Origin of the sequence: Trichloromonas sp., assembly GCF_034006665.1 — a bacterium.
In the GTDB taxonomy this organism is placed as follows: domain Bacteria; phylum Desulfobacterota; class Desulfuromonadia; order Desulfuromonadales; family Trichloromonadaceae; genus Trichloromonas.
This window is the reverse complement of the sequence record NZ_JAVESI010000015.1, coordinates 16,205-40,358: the sequence shown is the minus strand read 5'-3', so window position 1 is coordinate 40,358 and position 24,154 is coordinate 16,205. Positions and strand designations below refer to the sequence as shown.

Annotated in this window: 23 protein-coding genes; 14 read left to right on the top strand and 9 right to left on the bottom strand. The window is 61.4% G+C overall.

Features of this window, described 5'->3' with window-relative positions; translation table 11 throughout:
- Positions 1-92 precede the first annotated feature (92 nt).
- The 9 genes from RBR25_RS07910 (at position 93) to RBR25_RS07870 (ending at position 11,877) form a co-directional block, all read left to right on the top strand.
- The gene (locus RBR25_RS07910; RefSeq protein WP_432819004.1) at positions 93-1,541 is read left to right on the top strand and encodes a sensor histidine kinase; all 1,449 of its coding nucleotides are present in this window, start codon (positions 93-95) and stop codon (positions 1,539-1,541) included.
- 131 nt (positions 1,542-1,672) lie between these two features.
- Positions 1,673-2,536 carry an NAD(P)-dependent oxidoreductase gene (locus RBR25_RS07905; protein ID WP_432819003.1) on the top strand — a complete coding sequence of 288 codons (864 nt, stop codon included), beginning with the start codon at positions 1,673-1,675 and terminating at the stop codon, positions 2,534-2,536.
- A gap of 154 nt (positions 2,537-2,690) precedes the next feature.
- A complete protein-coding gene (gene mgtE / locus RBR25_RS07900) occupies positions 2,691-4,046 on the top strand; it encodes a magnesium transporter (protein WP_432819002.1) in 1,356 nt (451 codons plus the stop codon).
- 11 nt (positions 4,047-4,057) lie between these two features.
- On the top strand, positions 4,058-4,831 hold the full coding sequence (recO, locus tag RBR25_RS07895; protein WP_432819001.1) for a DNA repair protein RecO: 774 nt from the start codon (positions 4,058-4,060) through the stop codon (positions 4,829-4,831).
- A 146-nt stretch (positions 4,832-4,977) separates the two neighbouring features.
- Complete coding sequence (glyQ, locus tag RBR25_RS07890) at positions 4,978-5,853, top strand: glycine--tRNA ligase subunit alpha (protein ID WP_432819000.1); 876 nt, start codon at positions 4,978-4,980, stop codon at positions 5,851-5,853.
- Positions 5,853-7,919, top strand: coding sequence for a glycine--tRNA ligase subunit beta (glyS, locus tag RBR25_RS07885; RefSeq protein ID WP_432818999.1), 2,067 nt, complete (start codon positions 5,853-5,855; stop codon positions 7,917-7,919). The genes glyQ and glyS overlap by 1 nt, the downstream gene beginning before the upstream one ends.
- A gap of 68 nt (positions 7,920-7,987) precedes the next feature.
- Positions 7,988-10,648 carry a pyruvate, phosphate dikinase gene (gene ppdK, locus RBR25_RS07880; protein WP_432818998.1) on the top strand — a complete coding sequence of 887 codons (2,661 nt, stop codon included), beginning with the start codon at positions 7,988-7,990 and terminating at the stop codon, positions 10,646-10,648.
- Positions 10,649-10,816: 168 nt separating this feature from the next.
- On the top strand, positions 10,817-11,353 hold the full coding sequence (locus tag RBR25_RS07875) for a YeeE/YedE thiosulfate transporter family protein (RefSeq protein WP_432818997.1): 537 nt from the start codon (positions 10,817-10,819) through the stop codon (positions 11,351-11,353).
- Positions 11,350-11,877 carry a YeeE/YedE thiosulfate transporter family protein gene (locus RBR25_RS07870; RefSeq protein ID WP_432818996.1) on the top strand — a complete coding sequence of 176 codons (528 nt, stop codon included), beginning with the start codon at positions 11,350-11,352 and terminating at the stop codon, positions 11,875-11,877. The genes RBR25_RS07875 and RBR25_RS07870 overlap by 4 nt, the downstream gene beginning before the upstream one ends.
- Before the next feature lie 76 nt (positions 11,878-11,953).
- Here RBR25_RS07870 and lipB read toward each other — a convergent pair whose 3' ends face one another.
- The 6 genes from lipB to acsA are packed head-to-tail and all read right to left on the bottom strand — an operon-like array spanning position 11,954 to position 17,778.
- Positions 11,954-12,610 carry a lipoyl(octanoyl) transferase LipB gene (gene lipB / locus RBR25_RS07865; protein ID WP_432818995.1) on the bottom strand — a complete coding sequence of 219 codons (657 nt, stop codon included), beginning with the start codon at positions 12,608-12,610 and terminating at the stop codon, positions 11,954-11,956.
- 1 nt (position 12,611) lies between these two features.
- Positions 12,612-12,857 carry an acyl carrier protein gene (locus RBR25_RS07860; protein ID WP_432818994.1) on the bottom strand — a complete coding sequence of 82 codons (246 nt, stop codon included), beginning with the start codon at positions 12,855-12,857 and terminating at the stop codon, positions 12,612-12,614.
- A complete protein-coding gene (locus RBR25_RS07855) occupies positions 12,854-14,047 on the bottom strand; it encodes a dihydrolipoamide acetyltransferase family protein (RefSeq protein WP_432818993.1) in 1,194 nt (397 codons plus the stop codon). Before RBR25_RS07855 ends, RBR25_RS07860 begins: the two co-directional genes overlap by 4 nt.
- Entirely contained in the window at positions 14,040-15,038 is a 999-nt protein-coding gene (locus RBR25_RS07850) for an alpha-ketoacid dehydrogenase subunit beta (RefSeq protein ID WP_432818992.1), read from the bottom strand. Before RBR25_RS07850 ends, RBR25_RS07855 begins: the two co-directional genes overlap by 8 nt.
- Positions 15,035-16,015, bottom strand: a complete 981-nt coding sequence (gene pdhA, locus RBR25_RS07845) for a pyruvate dehydrogenase (acetyl-transferring) E1 component subunit alpha (RefSeq protein WP_432818991.1) — start codon at positions 16,013-16,015, stop codon at positions 15,035-15,037. Before pdhA ends, RBR25_RS07850 begins: the two co-directional genes overlap by 4 nt.
- The gene (gene acsA / locus RBR25_RS07840) at positions 16,012-17,778 is read right to left on the bottom strand and encodes an acetate--CoA ligase (RefSeq protein WP_432818990.1); all 1,767 of its coding nucleotides are present in this window, start codon (positions 17,776-17,778) and stop codon (positions 16,012-16,014) included. Before acsA ends, pdhA begins: the two co-directional genes overlap by 4 nt.
- A 250-nt stretch (positions 17,779-18,028) precedes the next feature.
- Between acsA and RBR25_RS07835 the strand changes: the two genes are divergently transcribed.
- The 3 genes from RBR25_RS07835 (at position 18,029) to nfi (ending at position 20,271) form a co-directional block, all read left to right on the top strand.
- Complete coding sequence (locus RBR25_RS07835) at positions 18,029-19,024, top strand: D-2-hydroxyacid dehydrogenase (RefSeq protein WP_432818989.1); 996 nt, start codon at positions 18,029-18,031, stop codon at positions 19,022-19,024.
- Positions 19,025-19,125: 101 nt separating this feature from the next.
- Entirely contained in the window at positions 19,126-19,578 is a 453-nt protein-coding gene (locus tag RBR25_RS07830) for a hypothetical protein (protein ID WP_432818988.1), read from the top strand.
- Between the two features lie 6 nt (positions 19,579-19,584).
- The gene (gene nfi, locus RBR25_RS07825) at positions 19,585-20,271 is read left to right on the top strand and encodes a deoxyribonuclease V (RefSeq protein ID WP_432818987.1); all 687 of its coding nucleotides are present in this window, start codon (positions 19,585-19,587) and stop codon (positions 20,269-20,271) included.
- A gap of 64 nt (positions 20,272-20,335) precedes the next feature.
- Here nfi and RBR25_RS07820 read toward each other — a convergent pair whose 3' ends face one another.
- From RBR25_RS07820 to RBR25_RS07810, 3 genes are read right to left on the bottom strand one after another with little or no spacing between them, the layout of a single operon-like run.
- On the bottom strand, positions 20,336-21,205 hold the full coding sequence (locus tag RBR25_RS07820; protein ID WP_432818986.1) for a Rossmann-like and DUF2520 domain-containing protein: 870 nt from the start codon (positions 21,203-21,205) through the stop codon (positions 20,336-20,338).
- Positions 21,202-21,858, bottom strand: coding sequence for a fumarylacetoacetate hydrolase family protein (locus RBR25_RS07815; RefSeq protein ID WP_432818985.1), 657 nt, complete (start codon positions 21,856-21,858; stop codon positions 21,202-21,204). The genes RBR25_RS07820 and RBR25_RS07815 overlap by 4 nt, the downstream gene beginning before the upstream one ends.
- 45 nt (positions 21,859-21,903) lie before the next feature.
- Entirely contained in the window at positions 21,904-22,515 is a 612-nt protein-coding gene (locus tag RBR25_RS07810) for a trimeric intracellular cation channel family protein (RefSeq protein ID WP_432818984.1), read from the bottom strand.
- A gap of 148 nt (positions 22,516-22,663) precedes the next feature.
- Here RBR25_RS07810 and RBR25_RS07805 point away from each other — a divergent pair, with 148 nt between their 5' ends.
- Both RBR25_RS07805 and RBR25_RS07800 read left to right on the top strand, forming a co-directional pair.
- Positions 22,664-23,851 carry a rhomboid family intramembrane serine protease gene (locus tag RBR25_RS07805; protein WP_432818983.1) on the top strand — a complete coding sequence of 396 codons (1,188 nt, stop codon included), beginning with the start codon at positions 22,664-22,666 and terminating at the stop codon, positions 23,849-23,851.
- 69 nt (positions 23,852-23,920) lie between these two features.
- On the top strand, positions 23,921-24,025 hold the full coding sequence (locus RBR25_RS07800; RefSeq protein WP_432818982.1) for an RCKP-type rubredoxin-like domain-containing protein: 105 nt from the start codon (positions 23,921-23,923) through the stop codon (positions 24,023-24,025).
- The last annotated feature ends 129 nt before the right edge of the window (positions 24,026-24,154 follow it).

Below are 24,154 nucleotides of genomic sequence, written 5' to 3'. Positions count from 1 at the left end.
GGTTACATGTTTCAGGATCTTGGTGTAACAATATTCGGTGGCATGTCCGTGGAGTGGGCAGCAGCACAATCCGTTTCATGGGAGAATCGACGATGCGGCAAACCCTTGGGCCATGGCGCCTGTTGCTTGTTTTTTTGCTCGGCGCGCTGGTCGTCCTCAGCATTTTTCACCGGCTCGAAGCGACGGATGGCGGCAGCGGCGAGCTTTTTGGGGGGAGTCTGTTCCCCCTAGGGTTGGGCGTGATCCTAGGGGGGGTCGCCATGCACTCGACCCGTTTGTACAAGCGCGGAAACCTTCTTCCCCGCGAGGAAGGGCTCTCCCGAATCCTTCTGATGGTGTTGAGCACCCTGGGGGGCGCCCTGCTGCTGGCTTCTCTCTCCGCTCTGCAGAAGGTGCTGGCGGGCTTCCCACTTAAGCCCAGAGCTTTTGTGGTTCCCCTTGTTTTCGGCTCCGCCACCGGGGTGCTGGTTGGGCTCTATTTACAGAAAATCAAGACCTCCCTGCGTGAGCAGACCCGCGCCCAGCGGCGTCTGAGTCTGATTCTGCGCTCCCTCAAGGACGGTGTGATCGTCACCGATCCCGCCGGACGCATCGAACTGATGAATCCGGCGGCGTTGGAACTGCTTCCGGGAATCGACGAACTGGCCGCCGCCGGCCCCTTGGAATCCGCCCTATTGCAACTGACCACTCCGCTGGATAAATCCAGGGAGCTTTCGGCGGTTTCGGACTGCCCGGTTCTCCTTGCGACCAGCCTGGGCGGTAAGGTTTTGCGGGGCAAGTTCGCGCGGCTGCATAACGCGGATAGGGAGGGCACCGGTACGGTGCTGGTGTTGCAGGATGTCACCTTCGAGCACAAGATTGAACGCTTGAAGTCCGAATTCATCATTGCCGCCGCGCACGAGCTGAAAACCCCGATTACCGTCCTCAGCGGCTTCGCCGAGATCTTGCAGGATGAACTTCTTTCCCCCGACCAGCGCCGGGACGGATTGCGCCGGATCTACGAAAATTCCTGGCGGCTCAACCAGATTCTCGACGTGCTGCTCGATATCAGTTGCGTCGATTCGGGGCTAACTCTGCCCCTCGAACGGCGGGTGCATACCGTGGCTGAACTCCTCGACGATGTGCGGGAGTACTGTTGCGGCCTGTCGACCAATCAACGCTTTGATTTTGTCGTGAGCGATCCCGAGTGCCGCATGGAGATCGATCGGGCGAAAATTGAGCAGATTTTTACCAATCTGCTGAGCAATGCGGTGAAGTTCTCGCCGAATCCGGGCGTCATTCGTATCGCTGGACTCTCCGAGGGCGACTTCTATTGCTTCGAGGTGGCCGATCAGGGGACGGGCATGAGCGACGAGGAGAAATGCCATGCTTTCGATCGTTTTTTTCGGGCCGATGCTTCGGATACGGCCTTGGGAGGGATCGGCCTGGGCATGAGTCTGGTCAAGGCGATCGTCGAGGCTCATGGCGGCCGGATCTCTCTGGAAAGTCAACAGGGGGTCGGTACTCGGGTCGCCTTTTCCTTGCCTTTGGCAAAGGCTTGAGAATAGAATCGATTTGTTGACGTCCTTCGCGTTTCGCGGGTTTATGATTTATTTACTCTTGTTTTTTTGTGGATTTGCGGTATAGGTAATCAGCATATGTTTTACTTTCGAGTCTTACGGGGAGGTCGCGGATGGTCAAAGATATCGGTTTCATCGGGCTGGGTACGGTAGGGTGGCATATCGCCGCCAATCTGCTGAAGGCACACTATAAATTGACGGTTTACGATGCCAAGTCGGACGCAGTTTCCGATCTGGTCAAGCTGGGAGCGAAATCGGCCGCGAGTCCTTACGAGGTCGCGCAGAACAAGGATATGCTTATCGTCGTGCTGCCCGAGAAGGAAGAGGTCAGCGCCGCCCTGAACGGCGAAGGTGGTTTTATGGACGGCCTCAAGCCGGGGGCGATCCTGGTCGACATGGGCACCCATTCCCTTGAGGTTACTCTGGAGTTTGCTTCCAAGGCCGCGGCCAAGAAAGTCCAGTTCCTCGAAGCGCCGATCTGGGGGACCAAGGAGCATGCCATCAGCGGTCTGCTGACCGTGCTTACCGGCGGTGATCATACCCTGCTCAGTCGTTGTCGCGAGGTTTTTTCCCATTTCGCCCTGAACATTATTCATGTCGGCGAAGTCGGAGACGCGACCCGCATGAAGTTCGTGGTCAACCTGGTTCAGGCCGAGCTGATGGAAGCTTTGGCCGAGGGTCTGGTTCTCGGTGAGAAGCTTGGCTTCAATGCCGAGAAGATTCTCGAAGTTCTCGAATCGGGCGGCGTCGCTTCTCCTCTCTTCAATGCCAAGGGGCGCTCTATTGCCCGCGGCGATTTCTCGCGTAACCTGGCCTTGAAGTATGTCTATGAGGGATTGCTCCAAGCCAAGGAAGTGGCGGACAATTCGAGCCTTGAACTGCCGGCGGCCAACGCCGTGGCCAAGGTCTTTGAGAAGGCAGTCAAGGCCGGGCGCGGCGAGGAGGATTTCTCGGCGGTCATCAAGGAACTCGGCTAGCTCGCCGTTGTCGCAATCGATCAAAAAAACCCCGCGTCGCGGGGTTTTTTTGTGTCTTAAGGGGTCGTCTCCCCGTCGTTGACACCTTCGTCGGGGGGGTGCTAGTATCGGCCGTCATCTATTTCGCACTGCGCTCCGGGGAGGATTTATCGCTATGGACCAGAAACTGCAAATGCTCCTCGATACCGTCCGCAAACTGATCCGACGCGGTGCCTATCCCCATATCACCAAGGTTCTGGCCAAGTCCCATCCCGCCGATATCGCCCATCTCTTCCGTTATCTCGACCTCAAGGAACAGCGTATCCTCTTCAATCTCCTCGCCGATCCGGAGATTTCGGCCTACGTGCTCTCCGAACTTGATCATGCCACCGGCGCCCAGCTGCTGGAGCAGATCGACAAGGAAACGATCACCGAAGTGTTGCAGGAAATGCCTTACGACGATGCCGTCGACATCATCCGCAATATGCCCGAGGAACTGGCCGAGGAAGTGCTGCAGAGCATGAAGATCGAGCATTCCGAAGAGATTGAGGAACTGCTCAAGTATGACGAGGATACCGCCGGCGGCATCATGGCCACCGAGATCTTCTCCCTGCGCGAGGATATGACCGTGCGCGAGGCGATCGAAGCGGTACAGGGCGCCGAGGATATCGAGATGGTTTTCTATCTCTACGTCACCGACGAGTACAATCACCTCGTCGGGGTGCTCTCTCTCCGTCAGCTGTTGACGGTGCCGCCGACGTCGCGGCTCAAGGACATCATGACCACCGACGTGATCAGCGTGCGCACCGACATCGACCAGGAAGAGGTCGCGCAGCTGGTGGCCAAGTACAACATCCTGGCGATTCCCGTTGTCGACGAGGGGAACAAGCTGATGGGGATCATCACCGTCGATGACGTCATCGACGTCATGCGCGAAGAGGCCACGGAGGATATCTACAAGATGGCCGGCTCCAGCGACGAGGAGCTGCTCTACGGTTATAAATCTTTTAAGATTGCTCGGTTGCGCCTGCCCTGGCTGATCACCAACCTTTTCGGCGGCGTGATCACCGGCTATCTGATGTGGCTTTTCAAGGTGACGTTGGAGGAGGTGATCGCCCTCATCTCCTTCATCCCCGTCATTACCGGCATGGGCGGGAACGTCGGCGGTCAGTCGGCGACCATCGTGGTGCGTGGCTTCGCCACCGGGCGCATCGACTTTTCCACCATGCGCCAGGTTTTTCTGAAAGAGTTGCGGGTTGGGATCATCATGGGCGTGGTTTGCGGTGCGACCATCGGCCTGGTGGCCTTTGTCTGGCATCACAATGCCTATCTCGGGCTGGTGGTCGGGCTGGCCATGGTGACCGCCATGACGGTGGCGGCGACCATGGGTGTTCTTGCGCCGTGTTTCTTCAAAAAGGTCGGGGTCGATCCGGCCATCGCCTCCACCCCTTTCGTACAGACCGCCAACGATATTACCGGCATTCTCATCTACTTCGGCACCGCCACCCTCTTCCTCAACCATCTGCGCTAACCTGACGACCGATGCGCCTGTTCCGTTCCGAGGCGATTGTGTTGCGCCATTTCGACTACGGCGAGGCCGACCGCATCGTCACTTTTTTCGCCCCGGGGCACGGCCGGCTGCGTGGTTTCGCCCGGGGCGCCCGCAACAGCCGGCGGCGTTTTGCGGCTTCCCTCGAACCTTTCGCCAGCGTGATTCTTCACTGGACGTTTCCCCGCTCTGGGGGCCTGCTCATCCTGAAGGAGTCGGAACTGGTCGATCCGCGTCTGGGATTGCGTGCTGACCTGGCGGCGATTGCTTTGGCCGGCTACGCCTGTGAACTGATTGAGGCGCTCTTTGCTGAAGGGGAGGAGCAGGACGAGGTCTATGCGCTCCTCAAGGCTTTGCTCGATGCTTTGGCCCGCAACGGGGGCGGAAAATCGGCCAGGCTTCTGTTCGAGCTGCGTCTGCTCAACCTTTCCGGCTACATCCCTCATCTGCTTCATTGTGCCGCCTGCTTCGGTCCCCTGCTCGGTCCCCGGGTGAGCTTTGCCGCTCGGCGCGGTGGCAGCCTTTGCCCTGTCTGTGCGGGGAGCCAGGGGGAGCTTTCCTTGGATTTGCTGACCCTCGGTTCCGTATCGCGGATTCTCAACGGGCCGTCGACAGTTTTCGCCGATATCCGACTGGGAGAAACGACCCTTCGTGAGGGGCGGCAACTGGTGGCGAACGCCCTGGAATGTCACCTCTGTCGACCTTTGCGTTCGCAAAATTTTCTGGAGCGGATCCTGCTTGATGGCGAGGCGCAGAAGGGTGGCTAAATAGGCTTTCTAGCGACGATTCCAGCTTGACAGCCGAAGCTGGAAAAAGCTAATATTCGATTTTTTTAGCAGATCCCGAGCCGGGGATTTAATCCGGGCCGGGCCGGTCGTTGCCATGACCGGTTCCGGCTTTTTCTGGAGGTCGCGTGACGTTTCAAGATCTGATTCTTTCTTTGCAGAATTACTGGGCCGGGCAAGGATGTATCATTCAGCAGCCCTACGATGTGGAAAAAGGTGCCGGAACTTTCAACCCTGCGACATTCCTTCGGGTTCTCGGCCCCGAGCCGTGGAATGTCGCCTATGTCGAACCCTCCCGCCGGCCCACCGACGGCCGTTACGGCGAAAATCCCAACCGTCTTCAGCATTACTACCAGTTCCAGGTCATTCTCAAGCCCTCGCCGATGAACATCCTCGATCTCTATCTCGACTCGCTCAAGAGTTTCGGGATCAATCCCAAGGCCCATGACATCCGTTTCGTCGAGGATGACTGGGAGTCCCCGACCCTCGGCGCCTGGGGGCTGGGCTGGGAGGTCTGGCTGGACGGCATGGAGATTACCCAGTTTACCTACTTCCAGCAGGCGGGCGGCGTTGATCTCAAACCCGTTTCCGGCGAGATCACCTACGGCTGCGAACGGATCGCCATGTACCTGCAAGGGGTTGACAACGTCTATGACCTCGAATGGGTCAAAGGGGTCAAATACGGCGACGTCCACCACCGGAGTGAGGTCGAGTTCTCGACCTATAACTTCGAGGAGGCCGACGTCGACATGCTCCTCAAGCTTTTTTCCATGTACGAAAAAGAATGCATCCGCCTGGTGGAGCGTGGGCTGGTGCTTCCCGCCTACGACTATGTGATGAAATGCTCCCATTCCTTCAATCTACTTGACGCCCGGGGAGCAATTTCGGTGACCGAACGGGCCAACTACATCGGCCGCGTGCGCAACGTGGCCAAGCTCTGCGCCGAAGGCTATCTGCGTCTGCGTGAGCAGCTCGGCTTCCCGCTACTGAAAGGAGGCCGCTGATGGCTCAGGAACTGCTGCTCGAAATCGGAACCGAAGAGATCCCCGCCGGTTTTCTGCCCAAGGCTATGGCCGATATGGCCAACCTGATCCGCGCCGAACTCGAAAGCGCCCAGCTTGCTTTCGGTGCCGTCCGTACCCTGGCGACCCCCCGCCGGCTGCTGCTGGTGGTGGATGGGGTCGAGGAACATCAGCCGACGTTGCGCAGCGAGGTCATGGGTCCGGCCAAAAGTGTCGCCTTCGACGCCACGGGCAAGCCGACCAAGGCCGGCGAAGGTTTTGCCCGCGGTCAGGGGATCAGCGTCGATCAGCTGGTTATTGTCGAGACGGAAAAAGGGCACTATGTCTGCGCCAGGAAAGAACAGGCCGGACGGCCCACGGCAGAGTTGCTGACGGAAATCCTCCCCCGCCTGATCAACAATATCCCTTTTAAGAAATCCATGCGCTGGAAGGATCTCGATGTCCGCTTTGCCCGGCCGGTGCATTGGATTGTCGCCCTCTACGGCGGCGCCGTCGTGCCCTTCGCCTTCGGCAACGTCACCAGCGGCAACCGGTCGCGGGGGCATCGCTTCATGGCTCCGGGCGCCTTTGAAGTCAAGGATTTCAGACGGTATCTGGACGAATGCGAGCGCCATTTCGTCATTGTCGATCCGGATAGGCGCAAGGCGATTATTCGCGCCGAGGTCGCCCGCCTGGCCAAGGAAGCGGGAGGGGAGGCGCTCGCCGATGAGGAATTGCTGGAGCAGGTGACTTACTTGGTGGAATATCCCAGCGCCGTGCTCGGCACTTTCAACCCCGATTTTCTCCAAGTGCCCAAGGAGGTGCTGATCACCTCCATGCGCAGTCACCAGCGTTACTTCTCCTTGGTCGACGCTTCCGGCAAGCTGATGCCGGCCTTCATCACTATCAACAACACCCTCGCTCCCGATCCGTCGGTGGTGGTTCGGGGGAACGAGCGGGTGTTGCGCGCCCGTCTTTCCGACGCCCGCTTCTTTTTCGAGGAAGACAAGAAGGTGCCTCTCGCGACTCGCGTCGAAGCCCTCAAATCGGTGGTCTATCAGGCCAAGCTCGGCACTTCCTTCGAGAAGATGGAGCGCTTCCGGGCGCTGGCCGTGGCCCTTGCCGAAGAGCTGGCGCCGAAGCTGAAGGAGAAGGTTGCTCGTGCCGCCACCCTGTGCAAGGCCGACCTGGTTTCGGGCATGGTCGGCGAGTTCCCCGAAGTCCAAGGGGTGATGGGGCGCGAGTACGCTCTGCTCGAAGGGGAGGACGCCGAAGTCGCCCAGGCGATCTACGAACATTATCTGCCGACCCAGGCCGGTGGCGCCATTCCTTCCGCCGACCTCGGTGCTTTCGTCTCCATTGCCGACAAACTCGATACCCTTTGCGGCTGTTTTGGTGTCGGCCTGATTCCCACCGGCACCGCCGACCCTTACGCCCTGCGGCGCAGCGCCATCGGCATCCTCAACATCATCCTCGGGCGCGGTTACCGCCTGTCTCTGCCGGCGCTGGTTGACCGCAGTCTCGATCTGCTGACGGTCAAGCTGACCCGGCCCCGCCCCGAGGTGCGTGCCGACGTTCTCGAATTTCTCCGTCTGCGCTTGGTCAATCTGCTCACCGGGCAAGGCTATCCCCAGGATGTGGTCGACGCGGTCCTTTCCGCCTCTTTTGTGGATGTCAGCGATGCCTTGGCCCGGGTCAAGGCCCTGGCTGAACTCAAGGGACGCGAAGATTTCGAACCGCTGGCCGTTGCTTTTAAGCGGGTCGTCAATATAATTAAAAGCGGAGTCGATACACCCGTGGATCCGGCGCTCTTTGCCGCCCCTTGCGAGGGGGCTTTGCATGAAGCGACCCGTGCGGCGGCCGGGCAGGTCAATCAAGCCGTGGCGGCCGGGGAGTATGCTGCGGCCTTGCGCGCCATTGCCGGTTTGCGCGGCGCGGTGGACGGCTTTTTCGAAGGCGTCATGGTCATGGCTGATGAGGACGCCGTGCGCATCAATCGTCTGGCACTGCTTACCGGCGTCGCCAAGCTGTTTACGGGGATCGCGGATTTCTCCCGGATCGCCGCCTAGGGGCCGGGGAGCCCGTTACTTGGCCGGGACTGGTCCCGGCGTTAAAACTTTTCAGGAGGAGAAGGTTGATGGCTGTGAAGTATGTGTACTTTTTCGGCGACGGGAAAGCCGAGGGCAAGGGCGACATGAAAAACCTGCTGGGAGGCAAGGGCGCCAACCTGGCGGAAATGACCTCCATCGGGCTGCCGGTTCCGGCGGGTTTCACCATCACCACCGAGGTCTGCACCGAGTTCTACAAGAACAACCGCCAGTATCCGGCGGAACTCAAAGGGCAGGTCGAGGAGAAACTCAAGCAGGTCGAAGCCCTGATGGGCAAGAAGTTCGGCGACCGCAAGAACCCCCTGCTGGTCTCGGTGCGCTCCGGTGCTCGCGCCTCCATGCCGGGAATGATGGACACCGTCCTCAACCTCGGCCTCAATGACGAGACCGTGCAGGGGATCATCGAGCAGAGCGGCGACCCCCGTTTCGCCTACGACTCCTACCGTCGTTTTATCCAGATGTACTCGGACGTCGTTATGGAAATGGACGGCGATATCCTCGAACACCTGCTCGAGCAGAAAAAGGACGCCCGGGGGGTGCACCTCGACACCGAGTTGCTTGCCGACGATCTCAAGGACCTGGTCGTGCAGTTCAAGCAGAAAGTCAAGGAAGAGCTTGGCCGCGACTTCCCCGAGAATCCCGAGGAGCAGCTCTGGGGCGCCATCGGTGCGGTCTTCGGCTCGTGGATGAACCCCCGCGCCATCACTTACCGCAAACTCAACAACATCCCCGCCGAGTGGGGGACCGCCGTCAACGTCCAGTCCATGGTCTACGGCAACATGGGGGATGACTGCGCCACCGGCGTCGCCTTTACCCGTGACCCCTCCACCGGCGAGGACTACTTCTACGGCGAATATCTGGTCAACGCCCAGGGCGAGGACGTGGTCGCCGGCATCCGTACCCCCCAGCCGATCAACAAAGCCAAGCACAAGCCCGGTGACCTGCCGGCCATGGAAGACGTGCTCCCCGACTGCTATGCCCAGCTGGTGAAGATCCGTGAAATCCTCGAAAAGCATTACAAGGACATGCAGGATATCGAGTTCACCATTGAGAAGGGCAAGCTCTACATGCTCCAGACCCGCAACGGCAAACGCACCGCCAAGGCAGCGGTGAAGATCGCCGTCGACATGGTCAAGGAAGGGCTGATCGACGATAAGGAAGGGGTGCTGCGTGTCGAGCCCTCCCAGCTTGACCAGCTGCTTCATCCTTCCCTCGATCCCAAGGCGGCCAAGACGGTTATCGCCAAGGGTCTGCCTGCTTCCCCCGGCGCCGCCTGCGGCGAGGTGGTCTTCTCCGCCGATGAAGCCGAAGAGGCCTCCAAGATCGGCCTCAAGGTCATCCTGGTACGGGTCGAAACCAGCCCCGAGGACATTCACGGTATGCATGCCGCCCAAGGCATTCTCACCGCCCGCGGCGGCATGACCTCCCACGCGGCGGTCGTTGCCCGCGGCATGGGCAAGTGCTGCGTCGCCGGTTGCGGCGACATCGTCGTCAACTACCGCGAGCAGCAGTTCACCGCCAAGGGGGGCGTGGTCATCAAGAAGGGCGATATCATCACCCTCGACGGCTCCACCGGTGAAGTCATTCTCGGCCAGGTGCCGACCGTGCAGCCCGAGCTCACCGGCGATTTCGGCCAGCTCATGCAGTGGGTCGACAAATATCGCAAGCTCAAGGTCCGCACCAACGCCGACACCCCGCAGGATGCCAAGGTTGCCCGCGAGTTCGGTGCCGAGGGCATCGGCCTGTGCCGCACCGAGCATATGTTCTTCGACGCCGACCGCATCATGGCTGTGCGCGAAATGATCCTGGCCGACGACATCGAAGGGCGCAAGCGGGCACTGGCCAAGATTCTGCCTATGCAGAAGGGCGACTTCATCGGCCTCTTCCGCGAAATGAAGGGGCTGCCGGTCACCATTCGTCTGCTCGATCCGCCGTTGCACGAGTTCCTGCCGCAGAAGGATTCGGAGATCGAGGAACTCGGCAAGGTCATGGGCGTGACCGCCCAGGTGCTCAAGAACAAGGTGGAATTCCTCCACGAATTCAACCCGATGCTTGGCCATCGCGGCTGCCGCTTGGGGATCACCTTCCCCGAGATCTACGACATGCAGGTGCAGGGGATCATGGAGGCGGCCTGCGAGCTGATCAAGCATGAAGGCTTCTCGATCATCCCCGAGATTATGATCCCGCTGGTCGGCGAAGTGAAGGAACTGGCGATCCTCAAGGCCAATGCGGTGCGGGTGTGTGATGAAGTCATCGCCCGTTACGGCGTCAAGGTTGAGTATCTGATCGGCACCATGATTGAGCTGCCCCGCGCCGCTCTGACCGCCGACGCCATCGCCAAGGAAGCCGAGTTCTTCTCCTTCGGCACCAATGACTTGACCCAGACCACTTACGGCCTTTCCCGTGACGACGCCGGCAAGTTCCTGCCCTTCTACGTCGAAAGCGAGATCTACCCCACCGACCCCTTCGTCGCCCTCGACCAGGCCGGAGTCGGCCAATTGGTGAAAATGGGCTGCGAGAAGGGCCGGGCCACCCGCCCGAATATTAAGCTCGGCATCTGCGGCGAGCATGGCGGCGAGCCGTCGAGCGTCATCTTCTGCCATCACATCGGCCTCGACTACGTTTCCTGCTCCCCCTTCCGGGTGCCCATTGCCCGTCTCGCCGCGGCCCACGCGGCCCTGAAAGGCTAAGCGGGCGATTGTCTGATCCCGCGTGTAAATACGAAGCCCCCGGTGGTTATCCACCGGGGGCTTCGGCGTCTGTGAAGACTTGTTTTTCCGGAAAAATTTGCTAATCTTTCTGGACCGTTACCATTCGTGCTTGCGGATGTGAACCTCTGTAAACGAAAGGAGATTTTTATGGTTTCGCGTTTTTCGTCGCTATCCGACGGCGGGTGGAACCCCTATCTGGCCGGGGCCCTTTCCGGGTTGGTTTCGGTCTTTTCCGTATGGTTCGCCGGGCAGTTTCTCGGCGCGTCCACGACATTTGTGCGCATTGCCGGCATGGTCGAAACCGTATTCACCCCGGAGCGGGTGGCGCAAATGGATTATTTCATCAAAACCGCGCCCAAGATTGACTGGCAGTGGATGTTTGTTGTCGGCATCTTCATCGGCGCCCTGATCGCTTCAATGACTGATCGCAGCTTTCGGGTCCAAGCCCTGCCCGGCCTCTGGCAGCAGCGCTTCGGCGCGGTCAGTCACGGTCGCCGGGCGCTCTTCGCCTTCGCCGGCGGGACCGTCGCCATGTTCGGCGCCCGTCTGGCCGACGGCTGACCGAGCGGTCACGGGCTGAGCGGTTCGCTCCAGCTGGCTGTCAGCGGTTTTGTCTCCTTGGTCTGCTTTTTCATCGGCGGCATTTTCGTCGCCCGCCTTCTCTACGGGAGGAAATCGTCATGAAAATGCTCATCTACGGTCTGGTGACCGGCATCGCCTTCGGCTTTATCCTGCAGAAGGGAAGGGTGCTGCGCTACGATAAGCAGCTTGGTGCCCTGTTGTTTAAGGATATGACCATCATCAAGTTCATGCTCACGAGTGTGCTGGTTGGCATGGTCGGCGTTTACCTGCTGGTCGATCTCGAACTGGCTAAACTCAGCCTGAAAACGACGGTGCTCGGCGGCAACATCCTCGGTGGACTGATTTTCGGACTCGGTTGGGGACTGCTCGGCTACTGTCCCGGCACCTCGGCGGGTGCCTTGGGGGAAGGGCGTTGGGACGCCATTTGGGGGATTTTCGGCATGATCGCCGGCGCTGCCCTCTATGCCGAAGCTTTTCCCCTGATGAAGCGCACCGTGCTGACTTGGGGCAATTTCGGAAAAATCAGCCTGCCGCAGCTTTTGGGGATCAACCACTGGCTGGTAATCGTCGTCTTTATCGGCGGTGCGCTGCTGTTGTTCCGGTTTCTGGAGAAAAAGGGATTGTGAACCGGCCGATATCCGAGAAACGTTGACGACCCCAGCCGCCAAGGGCTGGGGTCGTCCCGTTTTGGGCAAGGCGTCGCTAGTTTTTTTGAACGGGCGGCGCGGCGCTTTCTGTTCTTGGCATATCTTCGGCCAATAAGGCCAAAAACACGTCTCTTATTCGGGTTTTGATCTCTGGCATGGAGGGGGATTGCCCGGCTTCCTTTAACAACGAAGTAACGGGGCAATCCTGAATTCCGCAGGGGTGGATCCTGGCAAACGGACTCATGTCGGGGGCCACGTTCAGGGCGAAGCCGTGCAGGGTAACCCAGCGGCGAACACCGACGCCGATGGCGGCGAGCTTGCCCCCCGCCGTCCAGACCCCGGTTTGGCCGGGAACCCGCCAGGCTTTCACGCCATAGCCCGACACCGTCCGAATCACGACGTTCTCGATAAAGCGCAGCCAGCGGTGCAGATCTCGCCCCCGCAAGCCCAGATTCACCAGTGGATATCCCACCAGTTGTCCCGGACCATGCCAGGTGATGTCTCCTCCCCGATTGACCCGGAGTGGAATGATGGCCGGATCGCGGCGATTGGCCTCGTTACCACCGGTGCCGAGGGTGTAGATGCCGGGATGTTCCACCAGCAGCAGGGTTTCCGGTTCGCTTCCGTCGGCTATGCCGGTGATGAGCCGTTGCTGGAGAGCGAAGGCCAAGTGGTAGTCCATGACGCCGCAGTCGATGACCTGGACGGGCATTTCAGCCCTGGCGGCGCGTAAGGTAGTTGAGCATCCCCGCCAGAGTGAACACCTGGGCATAGTCGGTTTCGGGGATTTCAATGTCGATCTCCTCGCTGATGCCGATCAGCACTTGGAGAAAGCCGAAGGAGTCGATATCCAGCGCTTCGCGGATATTTTCTTCCGGCGCAAGTTCCGACGGATCGCATTCCGGAGCAATCCGCCGCAGATTCCGATAAATTACTTGCCTGATTTCTTCGCTGGTCATAAGTCATCCGGAGTTTGCAGGAAACGATCAAGGGCGGCAAGAAACTGTCCGCCCCGGTGGCCGTCGCTGGCGCGGTGATCGGCGGCCAGGGTGGCGGTGACGCAGCGGCGTACGCCCAGCATGCCGTTTTCGGCCCAGGGACGCTCGGTGATTCTGCCGAAGCCGACCAGTGCCACTTGGGGCGGGTAGATGACGCCGAAGACGGTCTTGACGCCGAGATCGCCGAGGTTGGTGACGGTCACGGTGGCGTCGGTCATTTCGGAACCGCGCAGGCGATTGGCGCGGGTCCGTTCGATCAGATCCGCCATGGCTTTCATCAGCTCGGACAGGTTCAACTGATCGACATTGTGGATGGCAGGCGTGATCAGGCCGCCGTCGCGCAGGGAAATGGCGAAGCCGATGTGGATGGCCACGCTGGCCTGCAAGCGGTTGTCGAGCCAGTAGCCATTGAGTTCGGGCACCGCCGCCAGCGCCTTGGCCACCGCCTTGAGGAGTAGGGCGGCGGGCAGGATGCGCTCGCGGATGGGGCGCTTGCGGTTTTCTTCTTCCAGCCAGAGCAGGGCGCGGCTGAGATCGATATCCGTTTCCAGATAATAGTGGGGGATCTCCCGGTTGGCGCGGCTCATGGCTGCCGCGATGGCCTGGCGCATTCCCTCCCGGGAGGCGCTGGAGGGCGTTAGCACCGCGTGTGGCGGGGCCTCCCCCGAAGCGGGCCGTGCCGCCTGTTCCACATCGCTGAGCTGAATGGCACCATCCGGACCGCTGCCCTGAATGCCGGCGAGGTCAAGGCCGAGTTCCGCCGCCCGTCTGCGGGCCGCCGGCGAGGCAGCGATTCTTTGGCTGGGTGCGGGAACCGGGATCGCCGCGACCACTGGAGCCTGCGTCGTTGCCGACGGTTCAGTCCCCTGTTGCTCGCTTGCGGGCGGAGGGGACTCTTCGGAAGGGCTTGGCGCCCCGTCCGCCTGAATCATTGCCAACACCGTTCCCACCGGCACCGTTTGCCCAGGTGAAACCTGGGGTTCCCCAAGGATGCCGTCCTCGAAGCTTTCGATTTCGAACAGCCCTTTCTGGGTTTCCACCGCCGCAACGATGTCGCCGCGTTTGACCCGCTCTCCCGGTTGGATCAACCACTCAACCAGAGTCCCTTCCTCCATGTCCGCGCCGAGGCTCGGCATCTTAAATTCAGCCATGACTCATCATCCCTTTCGCTATTGCGACAATCTTTTCGGCTTGGGGCAGGGCGGCCTCTTCCATGTGTCGGGCGTAGGGGATGGGCACCTCGGCGCTACAGAGGCGCGCCACCGGCAGATCCAGTTCGTAGAAGGCCTGTTCCATGATCCGCGCGGATATTTCAGCGGCAAGACTGCCGCTGCGCCAGTCTTCGTCCACGATCAGGGCGCGATGGGTCTTGGCGATGGATGAGAGGTAGGTGGCGTCGTCCAGCGGGCGGAGGCTGCGCAGGTCGATGACCTCGGCCTCGATCCCCTCCCGTGCCAGGGTTTCGGCCGCTTCGAGGGCTTTGAAGAGGCTGGCGCCGTAGGTGATGATGGTCAGATCCCGTCCCGGCCGCCGCACCCTGGCGGTGGCTATGTCCACCGGTCCGGCGTTTTCCGGCAAGGTGCCCTCCATGTTGTAGAGGGTGTTGTTTTCGAAAATCAGTACCGGATCGGGATCTTCCAATGCGGTCCAGAGCATCCCCCGGGCATCTTCCAGGGTGGCGGGGGTCAGCACGCGGAGGCCGGGGATATGGGCGAGCCAGCCTTCGAGGGAGTGGGCATGCTGGGCCGCCAGTTGTTTACCGGCGCCGGTCGCCATGCGGATGACGAGGGGGACGTTGAACTGTCCGCCCGACATGTGCAGGAGCGTGGCAGCGTTGTTGAGAATTTGATCGAGAGCCAGCAGGCTGAAGTTGACCGTCATGATCTCCACGATCGGGCGCATGCCGCCCAGGGCCGAGCCGATGCCGGCACCGACGAACCCCAGCTCCGACAAAGGGGTGTCGCGGATGCGTTCGGGACCGAATTCCTCCAGCAGCCCTTTGCTGACGGCATAGCAGCCACCGTAATGACCGACGTCCTCGCCCATGAGAAAGACGCGCTCGTCCCTGAGCAGGGCGTCGCGGAGGGCTTCCCGTACCGCTTCGCGATAGGTGGTTTTTTTCATTGCTTCCGGTTCGCTCATGACGCCCCCTTTTCCGAATGAACGAAACGGGTCAGGTCTTCCACGGCCTCCCAGGTTCCGGCTTCGGCGAAGGCCACGGCCGCCTCGATCTCGGCGGCCACTTCCCGTTCCAGCTTGGCCAGCGTTGGCTCGTCGAGCAGCCCTCGATCTTCCATGTGGCGGGTCAGCAGAATGATTGGGTCGCGCGGCTTCCAGGTTTCCACTTCATCCTTGGTCCGGTACAGCTCGGTGTCGAACATGGAATGGGGACGGAAGCGGTAGGTGCGGCACTCCAGGAAATAGGGCCCGTTCCCCCGGCGGACATGGTCCGCCGCGGTTTTTGCCGCCTGCTCCACCGCCAGCACGTCCATGCCGTCCACTGCCGCCGCAGCCACGCCGTAACTGGCGCCTTTGGCCGCCAGATCCCGCACCGCCTGGGTGTAGCGGAGGGCGGTCCCCATGGCGTAGAGATTGTTTTCGCAGATGAAGAGTACCGGCAGTTTCCACAGTGAGGCGAGATTCATCGATTCATGAAAGGCTCCTTCGGCCACCGCACCGTCGCCGAAGAAACAGCACGTGACCCGCGCCTGCCCTCGCATCTTGTCGGCCAGCGCCAGGCCCACGGCGAGGGGCATGCCGCCGCCCACAATGGCATTGCCGCCGTAGAAACGGGTCGCAACATTGAAGAGATGCATGGAACCGCCTCGTCCCCGGCAGCAGCCTTCCAGCTTGCCGTACATCTCGGCCATGATCGCCTGAGTGCTCATACCCCGCGCCAGGGCCTGCCCGTGTTCCCGATAGGTGGCGACCACGGCGTCTTCCGGGGTAAGCGCCTCCATCACCCCCACGGCTACCGCCTCCTCACCGATATAGAGATGGAGAAAACCGCGGATCTTCATGGCGCTGTACATCTCGGCGGCTTTCTCCTCGAAACGGCGGATGAGGAGCATCGACCGCAGGAGGCGGGTCAACCTTGTCCCTTCGTCTTCGCTGCTCATGAGATTTCTCCTCCTTCCAAGGTAGAGGTGTCCCCTTCGGGCAGGCCCAGCTCTCGGGCCTTTAACAGACGGCGCATGATTTTGCCGCTGCGGGTTTTGGGGAGGGTGTCGACAAAGGCGATCTCTTTCGGAGCGACGGCCGAGCCAAGTTTGCTTCGGCTGAAACCGAGCAGCTCCAGGCGCAGCTCGTCGTTGGGCTCGAACCCTTCTTTCACGACCACGAACGCCTTGACTAGCTCGCCGATGACCGCTTCGGGCTTGCCGATGACCCCCGCTTCGGCAACCGCCGGATGTTCCATGAGGGCGCTTTCCACCTCGAACGGCCCGACCATGTGCCCAGCGGTCTTGATGATGTCGTCGGCGCGGCCGACGAACCAGAAATAGCCGTCTTCGTCGCGCAGCGCCAGATCGCCGCTGAGGTACCAGCCGCCGACGAAACATTGCCGATAGCGTTCCTCGTCGTGGAGATAGGCTCGGAACATGGATGGCCAGCCCGGCCTTAACGCCAGTTCCCCTTCCACGTTCGGCGTTTCGACGAGTTCAACGGTATCGTGCGCGCCGCGCCGGACGATGGCAGCCTCAATACCCGGCAGGGGGCGGCCCATGGAGCCGGGACGGATTTCCTGCGAGGCGTAGTTGGCAATCATGATGCCGCCGGTCTCCGTCTGCCACCAGTTGTCGTGAATCGGCAGACCAAGAACCTTTGCCCCCCACAGCACCGCTTCCGGGTTGAGCGGCTCGCCGACGCTGTGCACCAGCCGCAGCCGCGAGAGATCGAAGCGGCGGCACTGATCTTCCGGGCCGCGCATCAGCATGCGGATCGCCGTGGGTGCGGTGTACCAGACCGTGACCCGCTGTTCTTCGAGAATGCGGTACCAGCGTTCGGCGTCGAAATCGGCCTCGTCGATGATGCTGGTGACGCCGTGGACGAGGGGGGAGATGATGCCGTAGGAGGTACCGGTAACCCAGCCGGGATCGGCGGTGCACCAGAAGATGTCGTCCGGATGCAGGTCGAGCACGTACTTGCCGGTGAGGTAGTGGGTGAGGACGGCGTCATGGACATGAACCGCTCCTTTGGGCATGCCTGTGGTGCCGCTGGTGAAGTGAAGGATCGCCATATCCTCGGGATCGGTGGGGGGAATGACGAAATCGGCGGAGGCTTCGGCCATCAGCAGCGGCAGGGAACGGACGCGATCATCGAGATGCTCCGGGGCGTCGGTGAGCAGCACGAAGCGCAACTGCGGCAGATGCTCCATCAGCTTGGCCACCTTTTTCGTGTACTGGCGTTCGCTGGTGACCAGCACCCGCGCATCGCCCCGCGCCAGGCGCTGACTGATCGGTTCAGGACCGAAGGCCGAAAAGAGGGGACAGAAGACGTTGCGGTTTTTCAGGGTGCCGAGGGCGGTAACGTAGAGTTCGGGAATCCGTCCGGCCAGGCAGAAGACCCGCTCCCCCGCCGTCACGCCCAGGGCGCCCAGCAGATTGGCGAAACGGTTGCTGCGTTCGCGCAGCTCGCGGTAGGTCAGATCGACAGTTGCGCCGGATTTGCCGAGCCAGCGCAACGCGACCCGCTCACGCAGCACGCCCGCAGCGTGGCGATCTATCGCCTCGTGAGCGATGTTCAGTCCCCGTCCGTCCGGCAGACCGCCCAGTTCCGCCCGCACCCCGTCCCACGAGAAGGATGCGCGACAGGCTTCGTAATCCAGCAGATTCGGTGCAACCGCCAGGCGCGACAGGTCTTTTTTGATCGGTGCGAACTCCATGGCATTTCTCCGGTGAATTTTGCCTCTCGCAGGATCCCACCCGCCTTGGCTCGGGCGAGGATATGGCCCTGCTTCGGGTGCGTGAACGAGGGTTTTTCCATCATACCCTGCAAGCGCGACCCTGCAAGCCGGGGACTGGCTTTTCTTTGGCGATAGCTATGGCGTTGTGGCGGGAAGCCGAAACCACAAGCTTCCGCTTCCCGGCGCTTTTTGCTATGGTGCGGTTATGCTTAAGTGAAAGGACGGGATTATGAAAATTGTTGTGCTGGATGGTTACGCTCTCAATCCCGGCGACCTGAGCTGGGAGGGGCTGAATGCTTTGGGCGATTGCGTCGTTTACGAGCGGACGCCGGTGGACAAGATCGTGGAGCGGGCCGCCGGGGCCTGGGCGGTATTGACCAATAAAACGGTGCTTGCGGCGGCAACCCTCGCGGCTTTGCCCGATTTACGCTATATCGGCGTGCTCGCCACCGGTTACAACGTGGTCGATGTCGAGGCCGCCGCCCGCCAGGGCATTGCCGTGACCAACGTCCCCGCTTACGGTGCCGCCTCGGTGGCGCAGCTGGTCTTCGCTCTGCTGCTGGAGATGTGCTCGCAGGTCGGTCATCACGCCCGTCTGGTGCGAGAGGGAGCGTGGACGCGTTCTCCCGATTTCGCCTTCTGGGATCGGCCGCTGGTCGAACTCGAAGGCCTGGCTTTGGGTATCGTCGGCTTTGGAGACATCGGCCGCAAGGTGGCGACGCTGGGACGGGCCTTCGGCATGAAGCTTCTTGTCCATACCCGCCATCCGGAAAAATACCGGGGACAAGCGGCGGGGGTGGATGTCGCCTTCGTCGAACTCGACGAACTTTTCAGTCGCGCCGATGTGGTCAGTCTCCATTGTCCGCTCACGTCTGATACCGAGCGACTGGTCGACGCCCGACGACTGGCGCTGATGAAACCGGGCGCCCGGCTTATCAACACCGGGCGCGGTGCCCTCGTCGACGAGGCCGCTCTGGCGGCGGCCCTCAACGGCGGTCGCTTGGCCGGAGCCGGCCTCGACGTTCTCTCCCAAGAGCCGCCGACCGCCGACAACCCGCTGCTGCAGGCGGAAAACTGCTACATCACCCCGCACGTCGCCTGGGTCACCGGTGCCGCCCGTGGGCGGTTGCTGGCCGGAGCGGTCGCCAATCTCTGCGGCTTTCTCGCCGGTCTTCCCCGCAATGTGGTAAACGGCGTCGACCCCACGGCACCGGCCGTTTCTTGACAGGAGCACCGCCGCGATGCTATAAATCTCCTCACAACTTGAAACCAAAACGGCCACGGGACGCTGCGCCTGTGGCCTTTTCTTTCGTTAAGGACAGCGTCATGCCCAGTAAAAAACGTTCCGCAGGAGATTATATCGATGCCCGTTGCACCCGCTGCCGGGTTGTCACCAACCACACGATTATCGCCATGGTCGGCGATCAGGTGGTGCGCGTGCAGTGTAATACCTGCGGCGGAATGCACAACTACCACGCGCCCAAGGCCGAGAGGCCGGCGGGGGAAGTGAAAACCCGCGCGGCGGCGGCGCCGAAAGCCTCGAAAGAGGCCAAGTCCGCTCTCTCCAAGGCGGTCCTGCTGGAGCAGGCCCAGTGGCAGGATGCCAGCCGCGACGCCGATCCGGCCAGCGCCATTCCTTACCGGATGGACGCCGTTTTCAAGGTGAAGAACTGGGTGAACCACCCGACCTTCGGCTTCGGCCTAGTCCTCGCGGTGGCGGGGAACAAGGTGGAGATTCTCTTTCAGGAGGGGAAGAAGCTGCTGCGCTGCCAAGGGTAGGCAAGGATGGAATTCGCCACGCTGCACAACTGGGATCTCGACCCCCGCCAAGCGGTAGCCTTGCAACGGGAGCTGGCGCAACAGGTGCGGTTGATGCCGACCGTCGCCGAATCGCCGGCGACGGTGGCGGGGGTGGATGTTTCCTACGAGAAGCACGGCGACCACTTCTTCGCCGCCGTCGTTGTCCTCGATTTTTCGACCCTCACCGTCATCGACCAGGCCTGGGCCGACGGTCGGGTTGACTTCCCCTACATTCCCGGTCTGCTCTCCTTCCGCGAACTGCCGGTTCTGCTCGCGGCCTTCCGGCGGCTGAAGACCGTTCCCGATCTGGTCCTGGTCGACGGCCAAGGTATCGCCCATCCCCGGCGTATTGGGTTGGCCAGCCATCTCGGCCTGTGGCTGAACCTGCCGACGGTCGGCTGCGCCAAAAGCCGCCTGTGCGGTGTTCATGACGAGCCGGGAAGCAAACGGGGGGAGGCGGCGTCGCTGCGGCTGGGGGATGAGATCGTGGGAATGGTGTTGCGGACGCGGGATGGGGTCAGACCCCTGTACGTTTCCCCCGGCCATCTGACCGACGTTGCGAGCGCGACTCGCCTGACCCTGGCCTGCACCCGCCGCTACCGCATGCCCGAGCCGACCCGCCTGGCTCATCATTTGACGAATCAACTCCGCAAAGCCGCTCGGCCCGCCTAACCCCTTCATCCGAAAGTGAAAGCAGGGAAATCCTCTCCCCTGACAAGGGGAGACCGAGGGGGGGTTATTTCAGCAGTTCCCGCAGAGCCTCGGCCCGTTCCTTGTCCAAACTTCCTTTTTTTATCGCCAGTTCAACCGTTTCCCGTCCCAGCAGCCGATAGATTTGCCGTACGTTGTCCGGCAGTTCCTCCAAGGCATTGAGATGGTCGGCGACGGTTCCGATATCGCCGCGGGCGATGGGGCCAGTCAGCGCCCGGGGAGGGTCAAGGGCGGTGAGATTATGCACCGTCCCGTGGAGCAGGGGGATGAGCAGTTTGACGGCTTCGTCCTCGGGGAAACCGCAGCGTGCCAGTATTCTTCCGGCGACGGCGGCGAGGGTGACCAAATAGTTGGAGGCAACGCAGGCGGCGGCGTGGTAGAGGGGTTTGCGGTCGGCGAGGATGCGGAAGGGGGTGCCGCCCATATCCCTCACCAGTTGTTCGCCGAAGGCCACAAGATCCTCGTCCCCTTCCACCGAGAAGGGGGTGCCGGGCAGGTTGCGGACTCCGCCGACGGTGTCGGCGAAGGTTTGCAGGGGATGCAGGGAGAGGGCCCGAACCTTGGGGCCTTCCCCCTGGTTGAGAATGGCGGCGGGATGCCGGCCGCTGAAGTGGATCAACACCGCGCCCTCGGCCAGCTGACCTTGCCGGCGCAAGCCTGCGGCGGTTTCGGCGAGGGCGTCGTCGGGCACTGCCAGCAGCACGACGTTGCCCTGCGCGGCCCGGTTCAGGTCGGTGGTTGCGGCGTCGCGGCTGCCGACAAAACGGGCGGCGGCCAAGGCGCGGCCGGCATCCCGGCCGATGATGGCGCGGACCGAATGCCCCGCTTCGGCGAGCAGGGCGGTCACCGCTTGTCCCAGGCGACCGGGGCCGATCAGGACGATGCGCTGTTTCATTGTACCGGAATCTCCAGGCAGCCGACCTTTTCAATCTCCGCCTGCATCCGGTCGCCGCTTCTGACCGTGCCGACTCCCGAGGGGGTGCCGGTGAGAATCACATCCCCTTCTTCCAAGGTGAAGATCTCCGACACCGCCTGGATGATCTCGGGGATGCGCAGCATCATCTGCGCGGTGTTGCCGTCCTGGCGCAGCTGTTCGTTGATCTTGAGGGTAATGCGCAGGTTCTGGGGATCGCCGACCTCGGCGGCGGGGACGAAATCCGAAAGGGGGCAGGCGGTGTCGAAGCCCTTGGCGATTTCCCAAGGCAGCCCTTTTTGTTTCAGTTCGGTCTGCACGTCGCGCAGGGTCATGTCGAGGGCGACGCCATAACCGGCCACATGTCCCAGGGCATCCTTGGCGGTGATGTTCTTCCCCCACTTGCCGATGAGCAGCGCCAGTTCCACTTCGTGCTGGCAGTTCTGGGAAATGGTGGGGATGATTACCGCTTCGCGATGGCCGATGATGCTGCTGGCGGGTTTGATGAAGAGAACCGGCTTTTCGGGTACGGCATTGCCCAGTTCCTTGATATGTTCCGAGTAGTTGCGCGCCAGGCAGACGATTTTGCCAACGCGGAAGGTTTTCGAGGTTCCTTTCAGGCGTACCTTATGCATGCAGGGTCCTTTCGCATGGTTATTCAGGCGGGATGGGAAGGGTGCTCAGTTTTGCGCCTTGGCCTTGGGCAACGACCAGTTGTGGCGGATCGCCAGCAGGCGCAGAAGGATGACGGTCACCGCCGCCAGAGAGGCGGTCAAATTAGTGGGCAGAGGGGTCTTGTGCAGCAGCGTCATCAGTGCCGCCCCCGCCAGACAGGCCGAGGCGTAGACCTCTTTGCGCAGAATCAACGGAATGCGGTTGGAGAGGACGTCGCGGGTGACCCCGCCGGCGGTGGCGGTCATGATGCCCATGGTGACTGCGCCGATGAAACCCATGTTGAAATCGAGGGCCTTGCCGGTACCGATGACCACGAAGGTGCCAAGTCCGACGGCGTCGAAATAGAGCAGAGGATTTTTAAAGGCATCGAAACGGTGGTGTTGAAAAAAGACCAGCAGGGAGACCGCCAGGGAGATGTAAAGATAGGTTTCGTTCTGGAAACAGAAGGCCGGGAAGTCACCGAGAAGAATGTCGCGCAGGGTGCCGCCGCCGGTAGCGGTGACGGTGCCGAGCACCACTACGCCAAACAGATCCATATCGCGACGGACGCCGGCCAGGGCGCCGGAGGCGGCGAAAGCGGCGGTGCCGATGAGATCGAGGGCGTAGAGAAAGCTCACAGAACATAACCTCCGGTGGCGGTAAAATAATATTTTACCCACTAAAAAGCAAGGCTGGTTTCCCGGGGCCGAGCGTGCTAGTCTCATGACTTCGCCGGTCGGTGCTTAAGCCGTGCGCCGTCGGACTATCCACGCGAGGTCTTGCGCCATGTTTCTGCCGATCGGCGATACCCCCAATCCGTCGGGAACCCCCTATGTTACCTATCTGCTTATCGGCGTCAACGTCGCCGTCTTCCTGCTCATCGCCCTGCCCTTAAGCGGCGCCCGTCCCGATCTCGCCGATCCCCTGCTGAACGAATACCTGCGCGTCGTCGGCGCTCGCTCCTCCCAGGCGGCGCGCATTCTCTTTGAGCAATTGAGCGCTTACGATCTCTTTGTTTTCCGCCACGGTTTCCGTCCCGGTTCCCTGTCATGGAGCACGCTCTTCACCGCCATGTTCCTGCACGGCGGTTGGCTGCATCTGCTCGGCAACATGCTCTTTCTTTACATTTTCGGCGACAACGTCGAGCATCGTCTCGGTCGTTTCCGTTTTTTGCTCGCCTATCTCGGCATGGGGGTGACTTCGACCCTCTTTTTCGCCTTTTTCGTTCCCGGTTCGCAGGTGCCGCTGGTCGGTGCCTCGGGGGCGATTTCCGGAGTGCTCGGGTGCTACTATCTGTGGTTTCCGCGCAACCATGTCAAGACCTTCGTCTTCCTCTTTCCCCTCCTGGTCAACACCTTCCTCATCCCGGCGCGACTGGTCCTCGGCTTCTATCTGCTGGTGGATAACCTGCTTCCTTTTCTCATTGACGCCGGCGGTAACGGCGGCGTTGCCCATGGCGCCCATATCGGCGGCTTCATTGCCGGTCTCGCTCTCGCCTGGGGACTCGACCGGGCGCCTGAACGGCGGTGGCGACGCGGTCGGGAGGTTGGGTTCGAAACCGCTGATGATCCGGGAAAGGGGGTGCGCCAAGCAGTCCTCAGCGACAACCTGGTTCTGGCCGACACCCTCTACCGGCGGATCGGTGACCGCCGGGAACGGACACGGCTCGCCTCGGCCACTTGGCTTGATCTCGGGGAGTTCTACCTGGCTCACCGGCGGTTCGATCAGGCCCTCGGCCTTTTCCGCCGCTTCATCGCCGAACGCCCGGCCGACGCCGGACTCGACCGTGCCTACCTCGGCGCCGGCAAGGCCCTCATCCATCAACCCCGCTGCATCACCAGCGCTTACCACTACTTTCTCGCCGCCCTCGATCTCGCTCGCACCCCCGAACTGGCCGAGGAAGCCCGCCTGCATCTACGCGCCATCGAACGGATGGGCGGGGAAGGATCGGGGGGCCGGCGGGAAAGATGTTGACAGAAAAAGGGTTCTGGATAAAACAAGACTACAGTTGTCTTAATTTGTTCCCGAAGAAAGGAAACCGATATGGCGATCTGGCGCTGCGAGCAATGTGGTTACGAAAAGGAAAGTCGCTGCAAGCCGAAAAAATGCCCCACTTGCAACGCCCCGACCAACTTCGTCAAAAAGTAGGGGGGAGGGGAAGACTCTCTGAAAACACACTGGGCCGGGAGGATACTCCCGGCCCAGTGTGTTTTCAGAGGTGACATCGCTTCCTTTTCTATGAACCTTGAGCGGTTCACGGAGGGGAGGCTTTCGAGA

What these genes read in the sequence shown, in the direction of transcription:
- acsA (WP_432818990.1), bottom strand. Translation starts at nt 17,778, where the DNA reads ATGGAGTTCGCACCGATCAAAAAAGACCTGTCGCGCCTGGCGGTTGCA.
- RBR25_RS07855 (WP_432818993.1), bottom strand. Translation starts at nt 14,047, where the DNA reads ATGGCTGAATTTAAGATGCCGAGCCTCGGCGCGGACATGGAGGAAGGG.
- recO (WP_432819001.1), top strand. Translation starts at nt 4,058, where the DNA reads ATGCGCCTGTTCCGTTCCGAGGCGATTGTGTTGCGCCATTTCGACTAC.
- RBR25_RS07905 (WP_432819003.1), top strand. Translation starts at nt 1,673, where the DNA reads ATGGTCAAAGATATCGGTTTCATCGGGCTGGGTACGGTAGGGTGGCAT.
- glyS (WP_432818999.1), top strand. Translation starts at nt 5,853, where the DNA reads ATGGCTCAGGAACTGCTGCTCGAAATCGGAACCGAAGAGATCCCCGCC.
- RBR25_RS07800 (WP_432818982.1), top strand. Translation starts at nt 23,921, where the DNA reads ATGGCGATCTGGCGCTGCGAGCAATGTGGTTACGAAAAGGAAAGTCGC.
- ppdK (WP_432818998.1), top strand. Translation starts at nt 7,988, where the DNA reads ATGGCTGTGAAGTATGTGTACTTTTTCGGCGACGGGAAAGCCGAGGGC.
- RBR25_RS07830 (WP_432818988.1), top strand. Translation starts at nt 19,126, where the DNA reads ATGCCCAGTAAAAAACGTTCCGCAGGAGATTATATCGATGCCCGTTGC.
- RBR25_RS07870 (WP_432818996.1), top strand. Translation starts at nt 11,350, where the DNA reads ATGAAAATGCTCATCTACGGTCTGGTGACCGGCATCGCCTTCGGCTTT.
- RBR25_RS07815 (WP_432818985.1), bottom strand. Translation starts at nt 21,858, where the DNA reads ATGCATAAGGTACGCCTGAAAGGAACCTCGAAAACCTTCCGCGTTGGC.
- RBR25_RS07820 (WP_432818986.1), bottom strand. Translation starts at nt 21,205, where the DNA reads ATGAAACAGCGCATCGTCCTGATCGGCCCCGGTCGCCTGGGACAAGCG.
- nfi (WP_432818987.1), top strand. Translation starts at nt 19,585, where the DNA reads ATGGAATTCGCCACGCTGCACAACTGGGATCTCGACCCCCGCCAAGCG.
- lipB (WP_432818995.1), bottom strand. Translation starts at nt 12,610, where the DNA reads ATGCCCGTCCAGGTCATCGACTGCGGCGTCATGGACTACCACTTGGCC.
- RBR25_RS07850 (WP_432818992.1), bottom strand. Translation starts at nt 15,038, where the DNA reads ATGAGCGAACCGGAAGCAATGAAAAAAACCACCTATCGCGAAGCGGTA.
- pdhA (WP_432818991.1), bottom strand. Translation starts at nt 16,015, where the DNA reads ATGAGCAGCGAAGACGAAGGGACAAGGTTGACCCGCCTCCTGCGGTCG.
- mgtE (WP_432819002.1), top strand. Translation starts at nt 2,691, where the DNA reads ATGGACCAGAAACTGCAAATGCTCCTCGATACCGTCCGCAAACTGATC.
- RBR25_RS07835 (WP_432818989.1), top strand. Translation starts at nt 18,029, where the DNA reads ATGAAAATTGTTGTGCTGGATGGTTACGCTCTCAATCCCGGCGACCTG.
- RBR25_RS07910 (WP_432819004.1), top strand. Translation starts at nt 93, where the DNA reads ATGCGGCAAACCCTTGGGCCATGGCGCCTGTTGCTTGTTTTTTTGCTC.
- RBR25_RS07860 (WP_432818994.1), bottom strand. Translation starts at nt 12,857, where the DNA reads ATGACCAGCGAAGAAATCAGGCAAGTAATTTATCGGAATCTGCGGCGG.
- RBR25_RS07805 (WP_432818983.1), top strand. Translation starts at nt 22,664, where the DNA reads ATGTTTCTGCCGATCGGCGATACCCCCAATCCGTCGGGAACCCCCTAT.